Annotated in this window: 16 protein-coding genes, 2 pseudogenes and 1 riboswitch; of the genes and pseudogenes, 5 read left to right on the top strand and 13 right to left on the bottom strand. The window is 58.8% G+C overall.

Annotated features, from left to right (window positions below; all coding sequences use genetic code 11):
• Window positions 1-6 precede the first annotated feature (6 nt).
• The gene (locus KP699_RS09325) at window positions 7-678 is read left to right on the top strand and encodes a POTRA domain-containing protein (protein WP_086655648.1); all 672 of its coding nucleotides are present in this window, start codon (window positions 7-9) and stop codon (window positions 676-678) included.
• A gap of 112 nt (window positions 679-790) precedes the next feature.
• Here KP699_RS09325 and folE read toward each other — a convergent pair whose 3' ends face one another.
• From folE to KP699_RS09290, 7 genes are all read right to left on the bottom strand, one after another.
• The gene (folE, locus tag KP699_RS09320) at window positions 791-1,399 is read right to left on the bottom strand and encodes a GTP cyclohydrolase I FolE (RefSeq protein WP_025825331.1); all 609 of its coding nucleotides are present in this window, start codon (window positions 1,397-1,399) and stop codon (window positions 791-793) included.
• Window positions 1,400-1,450: 51 nt separating this feature from the next.
• The gene (gene apaG / locus KP699_RS09315) at window positions 1,451-1,924 is read right to left on the bottom strand and encodes a Co2+/Mg2+ efflux protein ApaG (RefSeq protein ID WP_215762405.1); all 474 of its coding nucleotides are present in this window, start codon (window positions 1,922-1,924) and stop codon (window positions 1,451-1,453) included.
• Window positions 1,925-2,118: 194 nt separating this feature from the next.
• Entirely contained in the window at window positions 2,119-3,327 is a 1,209-nt protein-coding gene (gene metZ, locus KP699_RS09310; RefSeq protein ID WP_215762404.1) for an O-succinylhomoserine sulfhydrylase, read from the bottom strand.
• 64 nt (window positions 3,328-3,391) lie between these two features.
• Window positions 3,392-3,471, bottom strand: a riboswitch (SAM riboswitch).
• 107 nt (window positions 3,472-3,578) lie between these two features.
• On the bottom strand, window positions 3,579-4,568 hold the full coding sequence (gene mutT, locus KP699_RS16690) for an 8-oxo-dGTP diphosphatase MutT (RefSeq protein WP_215762403.1): 990 nt from the start codon (window positions 4,566-4,568) through the stop codon (window positions 3,579-3,581).
• Window positions 4,561-5,670 (bottom strand): aromatic ring-hydroxylating dioxygenase subunit alpha, encoded by a 1,110-nt coding sequence (locus KP699_RS09300; protein WP_077931351.1) that lies wholly within the window; start codon window positions 5,668-5,670, stop codon window positions 4,561-4,563. Before KP699_RS09300 ends, mutT begins: the two co-directional genes overlap by 8 nt.
• A 154-nt stretch (window positions 5,671-5,824) precedes the next feature.
• Window positions 5,825-6,319, bottom strand: coding sequence for a DUF2721 domain-containing protein (locus KP699_RS09295; RefSeq protein ID WP_086655645.1), 495 nt, complete (start codon window positions 6,317-6,319; stop codon window positions 5,825-5,827).
• A gap of 48 nt (window positions 6,320-6,367) precedes the next feature.
• The gene (locus KP699_RS09290; protein ID WP_086655695.1) at window positions 6,368-7,240 is read right to left on the bottom strand and encodes an ATP-binding protein; all 873 of its coding nucleotides are present in this window, start codon (window positions 7,238-7,240) and stop codon (window positions 6,368-6,370) included.
• 169 nt (window positions 7,241-7,409) lie between these two features.
• Between KP699_RS09290 and yajC the strand changes: the two genes are divergently transcribed.
• Window positions 7,410-7,772 carry a preprotein translocase subunit YajC gene (gene yajC / locus KP699_RS09285; protein WP_025825341.1) on the top strand — a complete coding sequence of 121 codons (363 nt, stop codon included), beginning with the start codon at window positions 7,410-7,412 and terminating at the stop codon, window positions 7,770-7,772.
• A gap of 99 nt (window positions 7,773-7,871) precedes the next feature.
• On the opposite strand, the gene KP699_RS09280 is transcribed toward yajC, so the two are convergent.
• Window positions 7,872-8,321, bottom strand: a complete 450-nt coding sequence (locus KP699_RS09280; RefSeq protein WP_215762402.1) for a hypothetical protein — start codon at window positions 8,319-8,321, stop codon at window positions 7,872-7,874.
• Window positions 8,322-8,553: 232 nt separating this feature from the next.
• Complete coding sequence (locus KP699_RS09275) at window positions 8,554-10,815, bottom strand: primosomal protein N' (protein WP_215762401.1); 2,262 nt, start codon at window positions 10,813-10,815, stop codon at window positions 8,554-8,556.
• 122 nt (window positions 10,816-10,937) lie between these two features.
• Between KP699_RS09275 and KP699_RS09270 the strand changes: the two genes are divergently transcribed.
• Genes KP699_RS09270 through KP699_RS09260 form a run of 3 tightly spaced genes read left to right on the top strand, consistent with a single transcriptional unit; the run spans window position 10,938 to window position 13,835 of the window.
• Entirely contained in the window at window positions 10,938-11,918 is a 981-nt protein-coding gene (locus tag KP699_RS09270) for a tyrosine recombinase XerC (protein ID WP_215762400.1), read from the top strand.
• Window positions 11,918-12,880 (top strand): prolyl aminopeptidase, encoded by a 963-nt coding sequence (gene pip, locus KP699_RS09265; RefSeq protein WP_086655641.1) that lies wholly within the window; start codon window positions 11,918-11,920, stop codon window positions 12,878-12,880. Before KP699_RS09270 ends, pip begins: the two co-directional genes overlap by 1 nt.
• 4 nt (window positions 12,881-12,884) lie before the next feature.
• On the top strand, window positions 12,885-13,835 hold the full coding sequence (locus KP699_RS09260; RefSeq protein WP_215762399.1) for a retroviral-like aspartic protease family protein: 951 nt from the start codon (window positions 12,885-12,887) through the stop codon (window positions 13,833-13,835).
• Between the two features lie 97 nt (window positions 13,836-13,932).
• Here the strand turns inward: KP699_RS09260 and KP699_RS09255 are convergent, their stop codons facing one another.
• The 4 genes and pseudogenes from KP699_RS09255 to KP699_RS16420 form a co-directional block, all read right to left on the bottom strand.
• On the bottom strand, window positions 13,933-14,442 hold the full coding sequence (locus KP699_RS09255; protein ID WP_252346912.1) for a hypothetical protein: 510 nt from the start codon (window positions 14,440-14,442) through the stop codon (window positions 13,933-13,935).
• A 222-nt stretch (window positions 14,443-14,664) separates the two neighbouring features.
• Entirely contained in the window at window positions 14,665-16,065 is a 1,401-nt protein-coding gene (locus KP699_RS09250; RefSeq protein WP_374196914.1) for an ammonium transporter, read from the bottom strand.
• 333 nt (window positions 16,066-16,398) lie between these two features.
• Window positions 16,399-17,070, bottom strand: a pseudogene (locus KP699_RS09245) (IS5 family transposase); the annotation flags it as partial.
• A gap of 388 nt (window positions 17,071-17,458) precedes the next feature.
• Window positions 17,459-17,574, bottom strand: a pseudogene (locus KP699_RS16420) (IS5/IS1182 family transposase); the annotation flags it as partial.

Genomic DNA, 17,574 nt, shown 5'->3' with positions numbered 1-17,574 from the left:
CCTCTTATGAGACGTCTTACTGCCCATTTTATTCCTGCGGCTCTTAGTCTGGCCTGCGCCATGCCGCCAGCCGCAGCATGGGCACAGCAGGCAACATCCTTGCCGCCCAATGACGCACCAAGCCCCGCGGCACCCGGCGTGCATCCGGATGTCAGGCTTCCGGCCCCGGCCACTCCGGTCAGGGTTGAGGAGATCAAGGTGTCCGGCAACAAGCAGGTCAGCACACCCGCCATTATGGCTGTGGTGCCCTTCCATGTCGGCAGCATGGTGACGCAGGCGCAGATCACGCAGGGCTTGCAGGATATTATGAAGCTGTATCAGCAGCAGAATATCGGCGGAAAATTCCATCAGAACCTCAGGCTGGACGGCAAACGCGTTCAGGTTGAGTGGGCGATTGAAGAAACCGGAGGCCCGGCGCATCTGAACAAGCCGCTCGTGCTGGAAAGTCTTGGGTTTGATGGCAATCTACACATTGCAACTTCAGCCCTGAAAGAGGCCGTACATCGTCAGCCGGGGGATCAGGTCACCCCTGCAACCGTGCTGGAAGATGAAAAAGCCATTCAGGCTTTGTATGTGAAAAAAAATATCGGTGTCACCATCGTGCCGGAAAGCCGTGCGCCGCATAAGGATGAGCGCGTTACGCTGGTCTATCACCTGACAGAAAAAGCAACGGACTGACGCTTTTCTGTTATCCCGGCGCAGGCGGCCTGAAGCAGATCTTCAGGGCCGTCCGCGCCGGAAACGCTTTAATCAAAAATCTAAGCAACCGCGCTTTTCTGCGCTAGCCGTCTCAGTATTCGCTGGCAGCCGGGCGGTTCAGCATTGCCATCAGTTCGCGCCGTGTGTCGGAACTGGTGCGGAACACACCGAGCATCTGGCTTGTCACCATGGAGACACCGGGGCGATGCACGCCACGGGTCGTCATGCATTCATGGCTGGATTCAATAATAACAGCCGTGCCGTGGGGTTGCAGAACATCATTGATGGTGTTGGCAATCTGCGCCGTCAGCCGTTCCTGAATCTGCATCCGGCGGGCATAGGCATCCACCACACGCGCCAGCTTGGAAATGCCGACCACGCGCTGGCGCGGCAGGTAGGCCACGTGCGCCCGGCCAATAATGGGGGCGAGGTGATGCTCACAGTGGCTTTCAAAGCGGATATCGCGCAGCAGCACGATTTCATCATAGCCTTCCACTTCAGAAAACGTGCGTTCCAGAAGGGTTTTAGGGTCGATTTCATAGCCCTGAAAAAACTCTTCATACGCACGGGCTACGCGGGCAGGCGTATCATGCAGGCCTTCACGTTCCGGATCTTCCCCGGCCCAGCGCAGCATGGTGCGGATGGCGTCTTCCGCCTCTTCACGGGTGGGGCGGTTGGTTTTGGGCAGAGGGTCGCTCATGCCATTCTCCTGCGGTCTGCGTGGTGATGAAGCAGTTCTGGCTGCTTCACGTTAATGGATCTGGCGGAACTGGAACGGGCTATCAAGGCTGAAAGGCGGAATGGTGATGTCAAACCGTTTGCCGGAATTGACATTCCACATCTGGTAAGACCCCCGCATGAAGCCCCCCGCCGTGGTGAGGGAAACACCGGAGGTATAGTCAAACCCGTTCTGCGGGCGGATAACGGGCTGTTCACCCACCACGCCTTCTCCATGCACATATTCCGTCCGACCTGCGCCATCCGTAATCTGCCAGGTCCGTTCCTTGAGCTGGATGGGGGCCGTGCCGCCATTTTCAATGCGGATGCGGTAAACCCAGCAATACATGTCCTCATCAGGTTCAGACTGTTCCGGGAGCCAGAACACCTGTACGCAGACGCGCATATCTCCCGTCACGGCTTCATACATCGGCGCTGAGGCGAACAGTTCGCTCATGGCGTCATCATGATCGGAGGACATGGGCGGTGAGTCCGGCCAGTCAGGCATGGGGTGTTCTGCTCCTGCGCAAAAAATAAAAAAGGCCTGCTTCACGCCAGCGGGTTTTATCCCGCAGTGCAGAAACCACGGCAACAATCCGCTGGCAGTATCACGAAGCGATCAGAAAAGGGAAGCCGCCCGTCTGCGGTGTGCTGAAACAGCCACAGCAGACGGGCGGCAGGCAGGTATAAGTCAGGGCCTGATCAGGCTTTGGCGAGAGCCGCCACGCCACGGGCAAGATCATCAATCAGATCGGCACTGTCTTCCAGCCCGACGGAGAAGCGGATCGCCCCCTCAGAAATCCCGAGCTTGGCCCGTTCTTCCTCACCGATCTTCATATGGGTGGTGGTGGCCGGGTGCGTCACGAGGGACCGCGCATCGCCCAGATTGTTGGAAATGGCGATAAGGTTCAGGGCGTTCATGAAGGCAAAGGCCCCTTCCTGCCCGCCAGCAACTTCAAACGCGACCATGGTGCCGCCACCCGTCATCTGCCGCTGGGCAAGCGCGTATTGCGGATGATCCTTGCGGACCGGATAACGCACGCTGACAATCCCGGGCGCGGAGGCAAGGTAGTCTGCCACCGCAGCCGCATTGCGCGTCATGGCTTCCACACGTAAAGCAAGTGTTTCCAGCCCCTTGAGCATCACCCACGCATTGAAGGGCGAGAGAGCATTGCCGGTATTACGGACGAACGGCTGGAGCGTTTCCTTAATCCAGTCTTCCCTGCCCAGCACGGCCCCGCCCAGCACGCGGCCCTGTCCGTCAATATGTTTGGTACAGGAATACACGACCACATCCGCGCCCAGTTCCAGCGGCTTCTGGTAGAGTGGGGAGGCAAATACGTTATCGACAATGACCAGTGCCCCGGCCTTGTGCGCACGCTCTGAGATAGCGGCGAGGTCCAGCACATCCAGCATGGGGTTGGAGGGGCTTTCCAGCAGCACAGCGGCGGTTGGCTTGCTGAAGGCGTCATCCCACGCGGCGAGGTCCCCGCCATCGACGAACACGGTTTCCACGCCATATTGCGGCAGCAGGTTAGCTACAATCCAGTGGCAGGAGCCGAACAGTGCGCGGGAGGCCACAACGCGGTCCCCGGCTTTAACGTGGGAGAGCAGGGCGGAAGAGACCGCGCCCATCCCTGTGGACGTCGCAACACAGGCTTCAGCACCTTCCAGATCGGCCAGACGCTTTTCCAGCGCAACCACGGTGGGGTTGGCAAAGCGGCTGTACTGGTAGTGCGAGACTTCACCCGTAAAGGTTTTAGCGGCCTGTTCGGCGTTTTCGTAAACAAAGCCGGATGTCAGGAAAAGCGCCTCGCTGGTTTCACCATATTCGGTGCGTTCCAGCCCCGCGTGCAGAAGGCGGGTGGCGGGACGCCAAGCTTTGGAAGAAGAGGTCTTGCTGTCACTCATCACGAGGTATCCGGTTCTTTTGCTGCTGTGCAGCGCAGTGTGACCGTGGAAACCGTGGCGTCGGCAGTGCGTCGCCATGGCCTCTTTAGCGCGTTTATTTTACCTCGCCGCAAGCCGGCCGTACAAATCACGAGGTTTCATAGTGCTTTAACGCACAATAAGGATTTTGTTATGCGGAGGTGGCTTGCGTTCGTCAAGCATCGATCTGCCCTCCTGCCGCAGGGCCTGCTATGCAGCAGGGCTGGTGGATTTTAAAGTAATTCCTGCAAAAGCGGGACAAAAGGAATATCCGCATCCGGCATGGGGTAATCCTGCAGCTTTTCCGGCGCGACCCATGCAAGTGTCTGCCCTTCCTTTGCTGTTGGGGTGCCGGTCCAGCGGCGGCACAGATAGAGCGGCATCAGTAGGTCAAACGCCTTGTAGGCGTGGGATGCAAAGGTAAACGGCGCAAGGCAGGCGCGGGAGACATCCAGTCCAAGCTCTTCTTCCAGTTCCCGCACCAGCGCGGCTTCTGGCGTTTCTCCGGGTTCAACCTTGCCGCCGGGGAATTCCCAGAGTCCGGCCAGACTTTTGCCCTCCGGGCGTCTGGCCAGCAGAATACGTCCCTGTGCGTCAATCAGCGCGGCGGCGGAAACCAGCACGAGTTTGCGGGGGGCTGCCCCCTCGCTCTGTGGCGTGCCTGAAGAGGTATCCAGATCATCCCGCGTGGCTTCAAAAACACGGACGGGGTGCTCGCGACCACGGGCCACAAACATCTGCTTGTCCGCGCCAATCGCCCGGAAGCCGATCTGTTCCAGAACACGGGCAGAGGCTGCGTTATCCTCCGCTACCGTGGCGCGCAGGCAGGTAATGTCCAGATTGGCCAGCGCCCAGCGGGCCAGCCGCCCGGCTGCGCGGGTTGCAATGCCCCGGCCCCAGTATGTGCGGCCAACCCAGTAGCCCAGCATGCCGACGCGCCCCACCTGCGGCACGGTCTGCACACGCAGGCCCACGCAGCCAAGGAGGGTATTGTTTTCATCCAGAATAGCGAAATGGCAGCCTTCTCTGGCCCGATGCATGGAGAGCGTGGAGGCAATCCAGTCATCCGCCAGTGCCCGCGGGTAGGGGAAGGGCAGGCGGCTGAGCATGCGCACCACTTCCCAGTCATTGACCAGATTGTGCAGCGCAGGCGCATCATCAGGCAGAAGGGGGCGCAGCCGGTAGGGCGGCGCCTCCAGAACCAGAGACGTGATGTCAGGCATTCACAGCCGGTGCGGGCACACCGCATTCCGCCAGCAGGCCACGCAGGGCGTTGATGACAGGGAAGACTTCCACATTGTGGTCCCCGCCCAGTTCACGCCAGGCCTGCTGTTCAAGCTCCACAATTTCACGGTCTTCCGCAAAAATCCGTTCGGTAAACGCGACAAGGAACGGCCATGCCAGTTCCAGCACCCCCGGCACCTTGGGGCGTTTGACAGACAGGAGGCCGAACGTCCGGTTTGTCAGCTCTTCCGCATCCTGCGGAACATAGACAATCCACAGATCCATCACCGGGTCTTCATCCCCTGTTTGGATACGGAGTGTCTGATAGGGATATTCCGTCCGGATGGTCATGACGTCACGATGCTGGAATTTTTCCGAGGAATCGCGGCGTTCACCAAAAATCAGGGCTTCACCCAGCGGCTGTTTGCCACTGGTGCGGGCAAAGGAATACTGGGCTTCCACCAGACCGGGCTCGCGTTTCTGGCCCAGAAAGCGCGGGCGCATCTGGCCCATCTGCTTCATGTGCATGAACTGATGGTTCATATCCATCAGGTTCTCATGCATGAAGCTGTAATGGCATTTGACTTCCTGCCCGAAGAAGCGGGTCTTGTATGCCGGGTCTCCCACACGGGCCAGACGCGGCGGCAGCGGCACGGAATCCGCTTTATCCGGGTCTCCGGGGAAGACAAAAATCAGGCCATCCTGCTCACGGCAGGGAAAGGTGCGTACTCCGTTGGGCAGCTTGCCCTTGCCCAGATACGGCACATCAATGCAGCGGCCTGAACGGCCATAGGCCCAGCCATGATAGCAGCACTGGACGGACTGACCGCAGACCTTGCCTTTGCTGAGCGGCACCTGCCGGTGCGCGCAGCGGTCTTCCAGTGCAAAAATAGCGCCTTCCGTCGGGCGCACCAGTGCGATGGGGGTGCCGGCATACCGCGTGCCGATGGTCTTGCCCGGCTTGAGTTCCTTTGACCATGCCACCGGATACCAGAAGTCCGGATTGGAGCGGACGCGCCGCAGATCCGTGCCGGTCGTGTTATGCCCCGCGCCAAAAGAGGGTGTATCGTCTGGTGTGTCACTCTGAACGGTCTGGTTCATCTTGCCTCATGTCATGACGTTCGGGGCTGCGTCACCCTGACACGGCCTAATAGCGGATGTATGCAACCGTATATCACACAAAGAGGCAAGACGCAGAAAGGGCGGAGAGCCGGGTTCGCCCGTTTTTATTTGCAAATTATTCGCAAACTGAAAATCAGGCTGCCCTGGGTGCCGGTCTGGGCATAGGTCCCTCCCGCTTCAGCCCGTGCCAGGCAATCAGGCTGTCTCCCAGAAACAGGGCGAGTGCGCCGACCGTGCAGGCAAGCGCCAGCCCGAACATGATTACCAGCCATGTGGCGACGGAGGAATCCCGCACGCTGCCCAGAAACAGCACAAAGGCAGCCCCGCAGGAGGCAGCGCCCCCAAGGCCCCCCGCCAGAATGGCGGTGTCCAGCATCAGCGTGCGGCGGTGCAGGCGGACCAGATGCTTCTCCAGTGTCAGATTGCGGTCCGGATCGTCATTGTCATCCGTCAGCAGGGCGTTGGCCTGCTCAATATGGTCAGAGACACGGGCCAGACGGGTATTGAACAGGTTCAGCAGGGTGCCGATGCCCGAGAGCATGAAAACCGGAGTGAGTGCGACCTGAATAATATGCGCAACACTATCCACCGGCTCGGCGGCGAGACCTGCAAAAACGGGAAGAGCCATAAAGCGGGATGTCCTTAGCTGGCTGTACGTGGGGAGCGAGCGGAGGGTCTAGCGGCTGGAGGCCAGTTCTGCCGTAAGGTCTTCAATGAACTGGAACGCCACCCGGCCCGAACGGCCACCGCGGGTAATGGCCCACTGGCTGGCGCGGGCCGTCAGATCCTCATCGCTGATGGGAAGGGCGCGTTCTCCCGCATAGGTCCGCACCATGTCAAGAAACACATCCTGTGGGCAGGCATGGAACCCCAGCCACAGGCCAAACCGGTCAGACAGGGACACTTTTTCTTCCGTGGCTTCAGACGGATTGATGGCCGTGGCGCGCTCGTTCTCAATCATCTCACGCGGCATCAGGTGGCGGCGGTTGGACGTGGCATAAAACAGAACATTCTCAGGCCGCCCTGCAATGCCGCCATCCAGCACGGATTTCAGGGCTTTGTAATCCCGGTCTTCTTTTTCAAAAGACAGATCATCACAGAAGAGAATGAAGCGGCGCGGGCTTTGCCGCAGCATGGCCAGAAGCTCGGGCAGGGTTGCCAGATCTTCGCGCTGGATTTCCACCAGCGCCACCCGGCCCTGACCGGGCGCGCAGGGCTTGCCTTCTACCTGATTAACCAGCGCATGTGCCCCTTTGACCAGTGACGACTTACCCATGCCGCGGGAGCCCCAGAGCATGGCATTATTGGCGGGCAGCCCACGGGCAAAGTGCTCGGTATTGTCCATCAGCGTCTGGCGCTGCGAGTCTACGCCCTGCAACAGGGTGGCCGGAACATGCGCCACATGCGGGACGGCCAGCAGGCGCCCGCGTTCGGGCAGCCAGACAAAGGCATCTGCCTGATCCACCCCGTCCAGACTTGGCGGCGGAGGGGAGAGGCGCTCCAGCGCTGACGCAATACGTTCAAGGACAGAGAGAGGGGCTGAATCCATCAGGGCAGGGTCCATGGTTGGGGTGGAAGGTCAGTTTGCCCGGAACTGGCGGGCAGAAAAAGAAGCAGGACTACGGTTTATCAGGCACGGGATGCTTGACGTGTGAGCCGTGAAAATTATGGTCACGCATCTTCATTGCGCAACCAGCCTTTCCGGAAAGTCTGTCCTCATGTCCAATTTTCTTATTCCCGCAGCCTATGCCCAGTCCGCCGGTGGCGGTGGGGCTGGTTCGAGTCTGATGTCGTTCCTGCCGTTTATCGGCGTGTTCGTCATTATGTATTTCCTGATGATTCGCCCGCAGCAGCAGAAGCAGAAGCAGCTTCAGAATGAACTCAAGGCGCTGCGTCGCGGGGACCGGATTGTGACCGCAGGCGGCATTATCGGGATTGTGCAGAAATCCCGTGATGACAGTCAGGAAATTGAGGTGGAAATTGCCCCGAATGTCCGCGTCATGATCCTGCGCAGCACGGTGAGCACGGTTCTGACCAGCACGGCCAAGCCTGCGAATGATAGTGCGGACGTCAAGAAGTAAGAGGCTCTCCTGTCAGGCGGTATGCTGAGAGAGCATCATGGAAAGCGGGCTTCTGGCCCGCTTTTTTTTATGGGCAGATTTTATGGACAGACGGTCTTGTCAGGAGGGCTCAGTCGTTTCCGCCAGATGAGGGTCTGCGGCGCGGCCTTCCACAACTTCTTCCGTCACATCCAGCGCCAGAACTTCCCCCGCCATAATAATACTGAGCAAAGTGAGAATTTTTAGTCCCAGCATATCGTTGTTTTGCGGGTGCCCATGCAGAATGTGCAGCACAAGAGGCGTGAGGGCCGGAAAGGGGAGGAGCCAGAACACGGCCCGCCACACCGGCTGCTGGATGCGGGAGCGGTAGAAACTGGCCAGTCTCCGCTCTTTCTTGAGCACAAATTTCAGGAACAGGACGATCGCGGTCCCAACGGCCAGCGATATGAGCGGCATCAGCACAACGGTGTAGGCCACCTCATGCCAGTCACAATAGGCCAGTCCAAGCAGCGCGACCCCGACCCATGATGAAAAATAGATGCCGATACCAATCAGGGAATAATGCTTCACGAGAGAGTCCTCACAGGCCGTTTCCGTGCGTGTACGCCGGGATTCCCGTCGCCCTGATTGCAGATTAGCAGGAACGGAAAAGCTCTAAGTCACGCTTTTACGACAAAATGATTCAGCATCGTTATAAATAAAATATGACACTGCTCCGATGCTCCGATGCTCCGATGCTCCGATGCTCCGATGCGCAGCAGGGGCCGCAGACGGAAAGCGACCGCAGTTCGGCAGACCGGACTTACAAAAAGGAAACCGGGTCGATATCCACATCCACGCGCACATGCCGTTCCAGTTTTATCAACCCCAGCCAGCGGCGCAGAATAGGCTGCACGGCAATGGTTTTCCGGGTGCGGAGCAGCAGACGCCGCCTGTGCCGCCCGCGCAGAATGGCCATGGGGGCCGGGGAGGGGCCAAGCACCTGAATCCCATCCCCATAAGGGGCCACGCGGCCAAGAGCCGCAGCAGCATCATCTGCGGCGGCGGCCGTGTCCGCGCTGACAATCAGGGCCGCCAGACGCCCGTAAGGCGGCCAGAAACCGGGGCGCCTCTGCTCGGCTTCCTGCGTCATGAAGGCGTCAAAATCCCCGGAGAGCAGGGCCTGCATCACCGGATGCTCTGGCGTGTAGCTTTGCAGGAGCACGCGCCCTGGTGTGCTGGCGCGTCCGGCACGGCCTGCAACCTGATGCAAAAGCTGGATTGTGCGTTCCCCCGCCCGCAAATCACCCCCGCCAAGGCCCAGATCGGCATCCACAATCCCGACCAGTGTCAGGTGCGGGAAATGCCAGCCTTTGGCGACAATCTGTGTGCCGATCACCAGATCGACCTCCCGGCGGGAAATCTTGCCGACCGCTTCCGCTGTAGCGGCGGGGCCGCCCAGCGTGTCACTGGCCATGACCAGAATCCGCGCATCGGGGAACAGATGACGGGCCTCTTCTGTAATCCGCTCAATACCGGGGCCAATGGGTGTCAGGCTCTGCTCTGCGCCGCAGGAGGGGCAGGTTTCGGGCATCGGTTCGGTATGGTCGCAAAAATGGCAGGAGAGTATTTTACGATTCCGGTGCTCGACCAGCCATGCCGTGCAGTGCGGACATTCCATCCGGTGCCCGCAACTGCGACAGAGGGTCAGCGGCGCATAGCCGCGCCGGTTGAGGAACAGCATGGCCTGTTCCTTCCGCTCGAACGTCGCGGCCAGTTCTTCCGTCAGGGCAGGGGAGAGAAACAGACCTCGGGGTGGCGGGTGATCCCGCATGTCCAGAATCCGGGTTTCCGGTAGGGCCGCTCCGCCGTGGCGGGAGGGCAGAATCAGATGCCGGTAACGCCCTGCCTCCACATTGGCCAGAGATTCCAGACTGGGCGTGGCAGAAACCAGCACAATCGGGAATCCTGCCAGTCGCGCCCGTACCACTGCCATATCCCGCGCACTGTAGATCACGCCTTCTTCCTGTTTGAAGAGGGCCTCGTGTTCTTCATCCACAATAATCAGGCCGAGGTCTTTAAACGGCAGGAACAGGGCGGAGCGTGCGCCTACCACCACCGTCGCGTTGCCGTCCGCCGTTCCGTGCCATGTCAGACGGCGGGCGCGCTGGCCCACTTCGGAATGCCAGATGGCGGGCTGTGTGCCAAAGCGGCGCGTAAAGCGTTCCATCCACTGGGCTGAAAGCGCAATTTCCGGCAGCAGAACCAGTGCCTGCCTGCCTTGCTCCAGACAGGCAGCAATGGCTTCCAGATAAATCTCGGTCTTGCCGGAGCCTGTTACCCCTTCCAGCAGTGTGACGGAAAACCCGCCTTCAGTCACGGTCTGGCGGAGGCCGTTTGTGGCTTCAGCCTGCGCACCTTCCAGCACGGGCAGGTTATGGTGTGGGTCAGGGGCAGCAAAGGCGCGTGCCGGCCCGAGCGCCACGGAGGTCAGCGCGCCAGCATCCGCCAGACCTTTCACAACTCCGGGGCCAACGCCAGCGGCTGTGGCAATATCTGTGGTGGTGCGGGCCGTACCATCTGCCAGCAAAGTCAGCACTTTCTGGCGGGCGGGGGTAAGGCGCAGGCCATCCGGCGGGGGAGATGCTGCCAGCCAGCCTGTGGTGGGCGTAGGCACGCCACGCATATGCAGCCGCAGCGTCATGGCCAGAACCATGCCGGGGGCGGAGAGAGTGTATGCGGCCACCCAGTCTACAAAGCGCCGCAACTCTGCTGTCAGTGGTGGCAGATCCAGCCGCTCCGCGACCGGACGGAGTTTGGCGGCGTCCACTGTGCGGGAAGGCGGGGGCGCAAATTCTGGCGGCAGAGAAGAGGCTGCGTCCCACACTACGCCGGTCTGCCTGCGGTGTCCGAGCGGCACCGTGACAATATCGCCCGGCTGGAGGGGCATGTCCGCCGGAGCCGCATAATCAAACGGACCGGGGAAGGGCATGGGCAGCAGCACGGACACTCTCTGGCGTGCACTCCCCGCGGCGGAAGCCGGACTCTGCGCAGACTGAAAAAGAGTGGGAGGTGTGGACGCCATGAGGTCCTATGTAAGCGGAGGCCCGGTTAAAGAACAGTGCTTGCGAAACCCGAAAAAGTCTGAACAAGTCTGCTCAGCCATCAGAGCATCCTGACGGGTGCGGATCTGTGTGAGGGGATGCCATGACAGCGGAAGAAGCCGTCCAGAAATTTCTGGAATGGATGGCGACGGAAAAGCGGGCCTCCCCCCTGACGATTGATGCCTACCGTGCCGATCTGGCCCGGTTTCTGGGCTTTATGTCTGAGCATCTGGATGGCCTGCCCGACATGGCGGGGCTGGCACGGGTCAGCCTGAGGGATTTTCGCGCCTGGCTGGCGCAGGAGCAGGCGCGGTCTGCTGCCTCCCGCATGCGGCAGAGCACGCCGGACCGCGCTGCCCGGACACGCGCGCGGCGGGTGTCCGCCGTACGGTCCTTTTTCCGGTATCTTGCCCGCAGGCAGGGGGTGGAAAACCCGGCGATTGCTCTGCTGGCCACACCCCGCAGCAAGAAACCTCTGCCACGCCCCCTGAGCGTGACAGACGCCAAAGCTGTGCCGGAAGATATTGCTGAACTGGCTCATACCCCAATGGCGAGGCAGCGTGACGGCGCGTTGTTCCTGCTGCTGTATGGCTGCGGGCTGCGTATTTCAGAGGCTCTGAATCTGAATATTGCCGACCTCGGAACTCTGATCAGTAGCGGTGTTCTGCGTATCTGCGGAAAAGGGAACAAGGAACGTCTGGTGCCTGTGCTGCCCGCTGTGCAGCAGGCGCTTGAAGCGTGGCGCAAGCAGCATCCTTCACCCGCGCCGGAGTCGCCTTTGTTTCCGGGGGTGCGGGGCGGACGGTTGCAGGCCGGAGTTGCCCAGAAGGCCATGCGGGAATGGCGTGCGCTGGCCGGACTGCCGGACCATGTCACGCCCCATGCGCTGCGCCACTCTTTTGCGACACATCTGATGGAAGGTGGCGCGGACTTGCGCATCATTCAGGAACTGCTGGGGCATGCCAGCCTGTCCACCACACAACGATACACTCTTGCGGATGAAGCCCGCCTGCTTGATGTGTGGAGCCGTGCGCATCCGCGTGCGCAAAAAACTGCTCAGCCGAGAGAAGGAACACGAGACTAATGACCGATGCCCTGCGCGCTCCCTGGCCCGCTATAGACCCTTACGCCCACGGCTATCTGGATACCGGGGAAGGGCACGAGATTTACTGGGAGGAATGTGGCAATCCGCACGGTATTCCGGTGGTGTTTCTGCATGGTGGCCCCGGTGGCGGATGCTCCCCGGCGCAGCGCCGTCTGTTTGACCCCTCCCGTTATCGCATCGTGCTGTTTGACCAGCGTGGCTGTGGCCGGTCCAGACCGCATGCCTCGCTGGAGAATAACACCACATGGCATCTGGTGGCTGATATTGAACGCCTGCGGGTGTTTTTCGGGATTGATAAATGGGCGGTTTTCGGCGGGTCATGGGGGTCCACGCTGGCGCTGGCCTATGCCCAGACTCACCCGACGCGCGTAACAGCCCTGATGCTACGCGGCATCTTCACGCTGCGGAAGGCCGAACTGCTCTGGTATTATCAGGAGGGTGCCTCCTGGCTCTTCCCGGATAAATGGGAGGATTTCCAGGCTCCTATCCCGCAGGCAGAGCGCGGGGATATGATGGCGGCGTATCGCAAGCGTCTGGTCTCGGAGGATGTTGCGGTACGGCAGGAAGCCGCTCTGGCATGGAGCCTGTGGGAAGGGCGCACGCTCACCCTGCTCCCCGCACCAGATATTGAAACCCAGCATGAGGAGGCGGATTACGCGCTGGCGTTCTCACGCATTGAAAACCACTATTTCGTGCATGGTGGCTGGCTGGAAGAGGGGCAGTTGATCCGTGATGTGGACCGTATCCGGCATATCCCGACCGTTATTGTGCAGGGGCGTTATGATATGGCCACACCTGTGCGTACGGCATGGGACCTGCACAGGGCATGGCCGGAAGCAGAGTTCAGACTGATTAACGCCGCAGGCCATGCGCTGTTTGAACCCGGCATCCTCAGCGCCCTGCTGGAGGCCACAGACCGCTTTGCACGGGAATTAGGCTGACACCATGCGGACACGGGCACTCCGTACAGCGCTTCTGGCCACATTGTGGTCAGCCGCATCTCCCTCGCTTCTGGCTCCTGTGGCGCTGGCTGCCGAGGGGGTATGCCACCGTGAGCGGATTGCCCGTGTCCCTTTGCATGATGATCAGGGTTTTCTGAACATCCCCGTTGAAATCAACAAACACGCTGCGAGCATGATTGTTGATACCGGATCGGAGGGGAGTCTGCTTTCCCCGGATGCCGCCGAGCGTTTTCAGGTCTTGCTTGACCCGTCTGTTCACACAGTCATGCAGGGCACCGGCGGGGTTGGGCGTATGGTGCCGAATGTGGTCGTGCGGTCTCTCACGCTGGGGGGGCTTGAGGCCGGACCTGTCTCCATGCCGGTTGGGGATCTGCCGGGTAAACCGACAACACAACCACCGGTTGAAGGTCTGGTTGGTGGAGATCTGCTCTCGCACTATGATGTAGAATTCAATGTTGCGGAGGGCTGGCTGACGTTCTGGTCTGTCAAAAGCGGTTCAACGGCCTGTGCCGGACCATCCGACTGGCATGTTATTTACCGCGCTGTGCCGCTTCAGTCCGCCGGACGTCGGGTGATTGTTCAGGTGATGCTGGATGGCAGGCCTTTGCGGGCCTTGGTGGATAGCGGGGCGCGGTCCCGTATCCTGTCAGATAAAGCTGCGGAAAAACTGGGTGTGACGGCCCGCATGTTAGCGGCTGATCCGGGTGGCCTGACGAGCGGCGTCGATGGTCATCAGCAAGTTTATCACTGGCATCGTTTTCACACTTTCCAGATCGGGCAGGAGCAGGAAAAAGAGCCTGTTCTGACGGTCGCACCCATTCATGATTCGGTGGATATGCTGCTTGGGTCAGACTGGTTTGCGGCGCATCGTGTCTGGATTTCGTATCAGACAGGGACACTCTACGTCATGCCTGCGCTCCGGCGGCGTAACTAACGCTGAAAAGCTTAGCGAGCGGTAAAGTGATTTATAGTCGTTACAGAATGTTCCGAAAAAAGAAGGAGCGCCAGAGAAGGCGCTCCAGACAAGGATATTAGCCTGCTTTCAGACGGGTATTGCACTGGCTGTAATAGCCGCCACCTTTCTGAATCCACTTCAGGTTGCCATTTCCTGTACCCGTTTTATTGGTGTTGTACTGGTCAAGGCAGGTTTTCATGCGAGCTTTACCAGCGCTGAGCTTGGCATACTGCGGTGAGACAGCGCTCGGGAAGACAACGCCTGCTGTTGTGGCAGCGGCGGCTGCCGGAGCCGTCGCGCTAGCTGCGGCCGGGGCTGTTGCAGGAACTGCGGGAGCAGCGTCTTTCGCGGTTTCAGCCGGAGCAGCCGCTGCCGGAGTTGCTGAGGCGGCAGGTGCTGCTGCGGCATCACATTTAGCAGCTTTAAACTGCTTGTAGCTCTGGCCATCCAGCGTCCCAGCGGTGCGGGCGGCCGCAAAGCTGGCATGACATTCCTTGGCGCTCAGAGCATGAGCAGCCGGGGCGGAAAGGGCGGTGGCACAGCTCAGGGCCAGTGCTGCAAGCGCAAAGCGAGCGGAAGATGTCATAAGGAAAAACCTCATCCAAATGCAGGGCAGGAAGATGCAGCACCATGCCACAGCACCCTGACTGTCTCAGTATCTTATGATGAATAAATGTGTTTGGAAAAGGGTTATCCAAAGGCCGCCTTCATGCCTGAAAAGAGGAAAGTATAAAAAAGCCCCCTCCAGCCGCATGAGGCAGGAGGGGGCCAGAAAAGACGGCAGAATAGAACAGAGAGAAGGAGCGCGTTAGTTAATCCGCTCTCCGTGCAGGGACATATCCAGCCCTTCAAGTTCTTCATCTGGTGTGACGCGTAGACCGATCACCAGATCAATGGCCTTCAGCAGAATAAAGGAGATCACACCACACCACAGAATGGTGACAAGAACGGCTTCCCCCTGAACCATAAACTGATGCAGAGAGCCGGTAATTCCGGAAGGATTGGCATCCGTGGCGGACAGCGGCCCATAAGCAAACAGCCCGGTCAGCAGAGCGCCGACAATGCCCCCCACGCCATGCACGCCAAAAGCATCCAGACTGTCATCATAGCCCATAAGATGCTTCAGGGACGTCGCGCTCCAGTAGCAGATAACGCCTGTAATCAGCCCGATAATAAGCGCGCTTCCCGGTAGCACGAACCCAGCGGCGGGGGTAATGGCAACCAGTCCCCCTACCGCGCCGGAAATAACACCAAGAACGGTTGGCTTGCCGCTGCGCAGCCATTCAACAAGCATCCAGGCGACACCTGCACCCGCTGCTGCAATCTGAGTGGTTGCCATAGCCATGGCTGCACGCCCATTGGCCCCGACAGCCGACCCGGCGTTAAAGCCAAACCAGCCGACCCACAGGAGAGACGCCCCGATGATCGCGTAAGTCAGATTGAAGGGGGAGAGATCATCCTGTCCAAAGCCTTTGCGTTTCCCAAGAACCAGCGCGCAGACAAGGCCAGCAATACCCGCATTGATGTGGACAACGGTGCCGCCAGCAAAATCCGCGGTTCCAAGCCCTGCCAGCCAGCCTACCGGACTCCAGACCCAATGCGCGATGGGCGCATAGACCAGCAGAGACCAGAGAATGGAAAAGACGCACATGGCACTAAACTTCATGCGTTCTGCATAGGCTCCGGAAATGAGGGCTGGCGTGATGATGGCGAACGTCATCTGGAACATCATGAAGAGGCTCTCAGGAATCGTCATCGTGGTGGCGTTCGGGGAATCCGCGCCAAGTGTGAAGGCAATATCGGCACCATTATGAATATGCGCGCCGATTCCGCTCAGGAATGTGCGTGACAGACCACCAATCCACGGGGTACCCGTAGTAAAGGCCAGAGAGTACCCGGCGACCATCCAGACGATAGACATAATGCAGCACAAGGCAAAAGACTGCATCAGTGTCGCCAGCACGTTCTTTTTCCGCACCATTCCCGCATAAAACAGCGCTAGCCCAGGAATGGTCATCATCAGCACAAGAGCTACGCTCACCAGCATCCAGGCTGTGTCGCCGGTATTAATAGCCGGAGTTGCATCCGCAGCTTGCGCTGTGCCGCAACTTAAAAGGCAAACAAAACTACCGGGTAAAGTAGCTGTTGTTTTCAGCAGGCTAAGACCATTCACACTAGACGATACAAAGTTAGGCCGAAGGGGAATCATGAAAGTGGTTACTCCTTAATGCGGGTTTGTTTGTTAGCGAAAACAAAAATATTAAAAAACGAGTATGCCTGATGTATAATTATAACTTCTACGAAATGAAAATTCAAAAAGCATTATATTTTTGCTTTGGGCATATTTTTTGAGACATATTAAAAAATAAAATCAATTAACATTGATTTTTGCGTTAAATCATGAAAATTAAATTCATTAATGAGTTAATTATTGCATTTAACAAAATTAATTTTGAGTAAAAAATAATAATTCTGATATCTGTATTGAGTATTATCTCTGTGGAAAAAAGGTGGAGGGCTCTAAGAGTCCGTTTGAGAATGGTCATGGATGGACAATTCTGCGGAGCATGAGGCTACCGAGAGCGACATGGATCATTGCCTCCGAGACGTCGATCCTCTGCTCGTAATCCCGAACGAGACGCTTCCAGCGCATCATCCAACCGAAAGTGCGCTCGACGACCCAGCGCCGGGGCAACACCTTGAAGCCCGGCTCCTTGTCGGAGCGGCGAATGATCTCGAGGACGAAATCCTGATAGGTCGCGGCATCCATAAGACGGGTGCGGTCGTAGGCACCGTCAGCGAACAGATGCTTGAGCCAGGGCCATCGCTTGCGAATGGCCACGACGATTGCTTGAGCACCAGCACTGTCGGAGATATCGGCGGTGGTCAGATTGACCATGAGCAGTCGGCCATCTGTATCGACGGCACTGTGTCGTTTACGACCGACAACCTTCTTGCCAGCATCAAGGCCCCGCTTTTCTGCGGCTGGTGCCTTGATGGACTGGCTATCAACCACGGCGGCCGTCGGGCTCTGCTCGCGCCCTTCGCGTTCACGGTCGAGCATCAGTGCGACGTCGTGGATCGTGCGGAACAGGAGCCGGCGTATGAAGCGGCGGAACCACCAATACACTGTCTGCCAGGGCGGGAAGTCGTTCGGCAGCATACGCCATCCACCGCCTGTTCGTGCCAGATAGCGAAGCGCATCAACACATTCTCAAACAGGCTCTAAGAACCGTTTTTTGAACTCCTGTTTCCTGATTTCAGAGTTATGGTGTTTTGATTGATGATTGTCCAGGTAACTTTTTCTCTGCGTTTTCGTCCGTGTGTGGATTTGCCCCCCGCTAAGCTGGAGGCCTCCAGCTGATCACCCAGACCGCTCAACCGGGACAGCCACTCTTCAACGTCAAAGAAACTGGGCTTCATCATCATCCTTCCAATCAATGCAGAAGAAATGGAATCACAGAGCAGGTGGAGGGATCGAAGAACCGTTGACTGATGTGCTTGGCGGGTAATTTCTGGCTTTTGGCGATTTGATTGACGGTTTTTGCGATGGCATCCGGTCTGCGTTTTGAGCAGATTGGGAGCTGTTACCCGCTTGATAGCTACGCTGTGGTGCTGATCCGCTGCAGGAAGAGGAAGCGGCGCATGTTGTAGACGATATTGGCCAGCCCGATCCTCATGGTGGCCCGGGTAATACCGACAGTTCGGATGAACAATC

Origin of the sequence: Acetobacter sp. P1H12_c (genome assembly GCF_018811975.1) — a bacterium.
GTDB lineage: Bacteria > Pseudomonadota > Alphaproteobacteria > Acetobacterales > Acetobacteraceae > Acetobacter > Acetobacter persici.
The sequence above is the reverse complement of the archived record's forward strand: the minus strand, read 5'-3'. Positions and strand labels throughout refer to the sequence as shown.

What these genes read in the sequence shown, in the direction of transcription:
- KP699_RS09325 (WP_086655648.1), top strand. Translation starts at nt 7, where the DNA reads ATGAGACGTCTTACTGCCCATTTTATTCCTGCGGCTCTTAGTCTGGCC.
- folE (WP_025825331.1), bottom strand. Translation starts at nt 1,399, where the DNA reads ATGAGCGACCCTCTGCCCAAAACCAACCGCCCCACCCGTGAAGAGGCG.
- apaG (WP_215762405.1), bottom strand. Translation starts at nt 1,924, where the DNA reads ATGCCTGACTGGCCGGACTCACCGCCCATGTCCTCCGATCATGATGAC.
- metZ (WP_215762404.1), bottom strand. Translation starts at nt 3,327, where the DNA reads ATGAGTGACAGCAAGACCTCTTCTTCCAAAGCTTGGCGTCCCGCCACC.
- mutT (WP_215762403.1), bottom strand. Translation starts at nt 4,568, where the DNA reads ATGCCTGACATCACGTCTCTGGTTCTGGAGGCGCCGCCCTACCGGCTG.
- KP699_RS09300 (WP_077931351.1), bottom strand. Translation starts at nt 5,670, where the DNA reads ATGAACCAGACCGTTCAGAGTGACACACCAGACGATACACCCTCTTTT.
- KP699_RS09295 (WP_086655645.1), bottom strand. Translation starts at nt 6,319, where the DNA reads ATGGCTCTTCCCGTTTTTGCAGGTCTCGCCGCCGAGCCGGTGGATAGT.
- KP699_RS09290 (WP_086655695.1), bottom strand. Translation starts at nt 7,240, where the DNA reads ATGGATTCAGCCCCTCTCTCTGTCCTTGAACGTATTGCGTCAGCGCTG.
- yajC (WP_025825341.1), top strand. Translation starts at nt 7,410, where the DNA reads ATGTCCAATTTTCTTATTCCCGCAGCCTATGCCCAGTCCGCCGGTGGC.
- KP699_RS09275 (WP_215762401.1), bottom strand. Translation starts at nt 10,815, where the DNA reads ATGGCGTCCACACCTCCCACTCTTTTTCAGTCTGCGCAGAGTCCGGCT.
- KP699_RS09270 (WP_215762400.1), top strand. Translation starts at nt 10,938, where the DNA reads ATGACAGCGGAAGAAGCCGTCCAGAAATTTCTGGAATGGATGGCGACG.
- pip (WP_086655641.1), top strand. Translation starts at nt 11,918, where the DNA reads ATGACCGATGCCCTGCGCGCTCCCTGGCCCGCTATAGACCCTTACGCC.
- KP699_RS09260 (WP_215762399.1), top strand. Translation starts at nt 12,885, where the DNA reads ATGCGGACACGGGCACTCCGTACAGCGCTTCTGGCCACATTGTGGTCA.
- KP699_RS09255 (WP_252346912.1), bottom strand. Translation starts at nt 14,442, where the DNA reads ATGACATCTTCCGCTCGCTTTGCGCTTGCAGCACTGGCCCTGAGCTGT.
- KP699_RS09250 (WP_374196914.1), bottom strand. Translation starts at nt 16,065, where the DNA reads ATGATTCCCCTTCGGCCTAACTTTGTATCGTCTAGTGTGAATGGTCTT.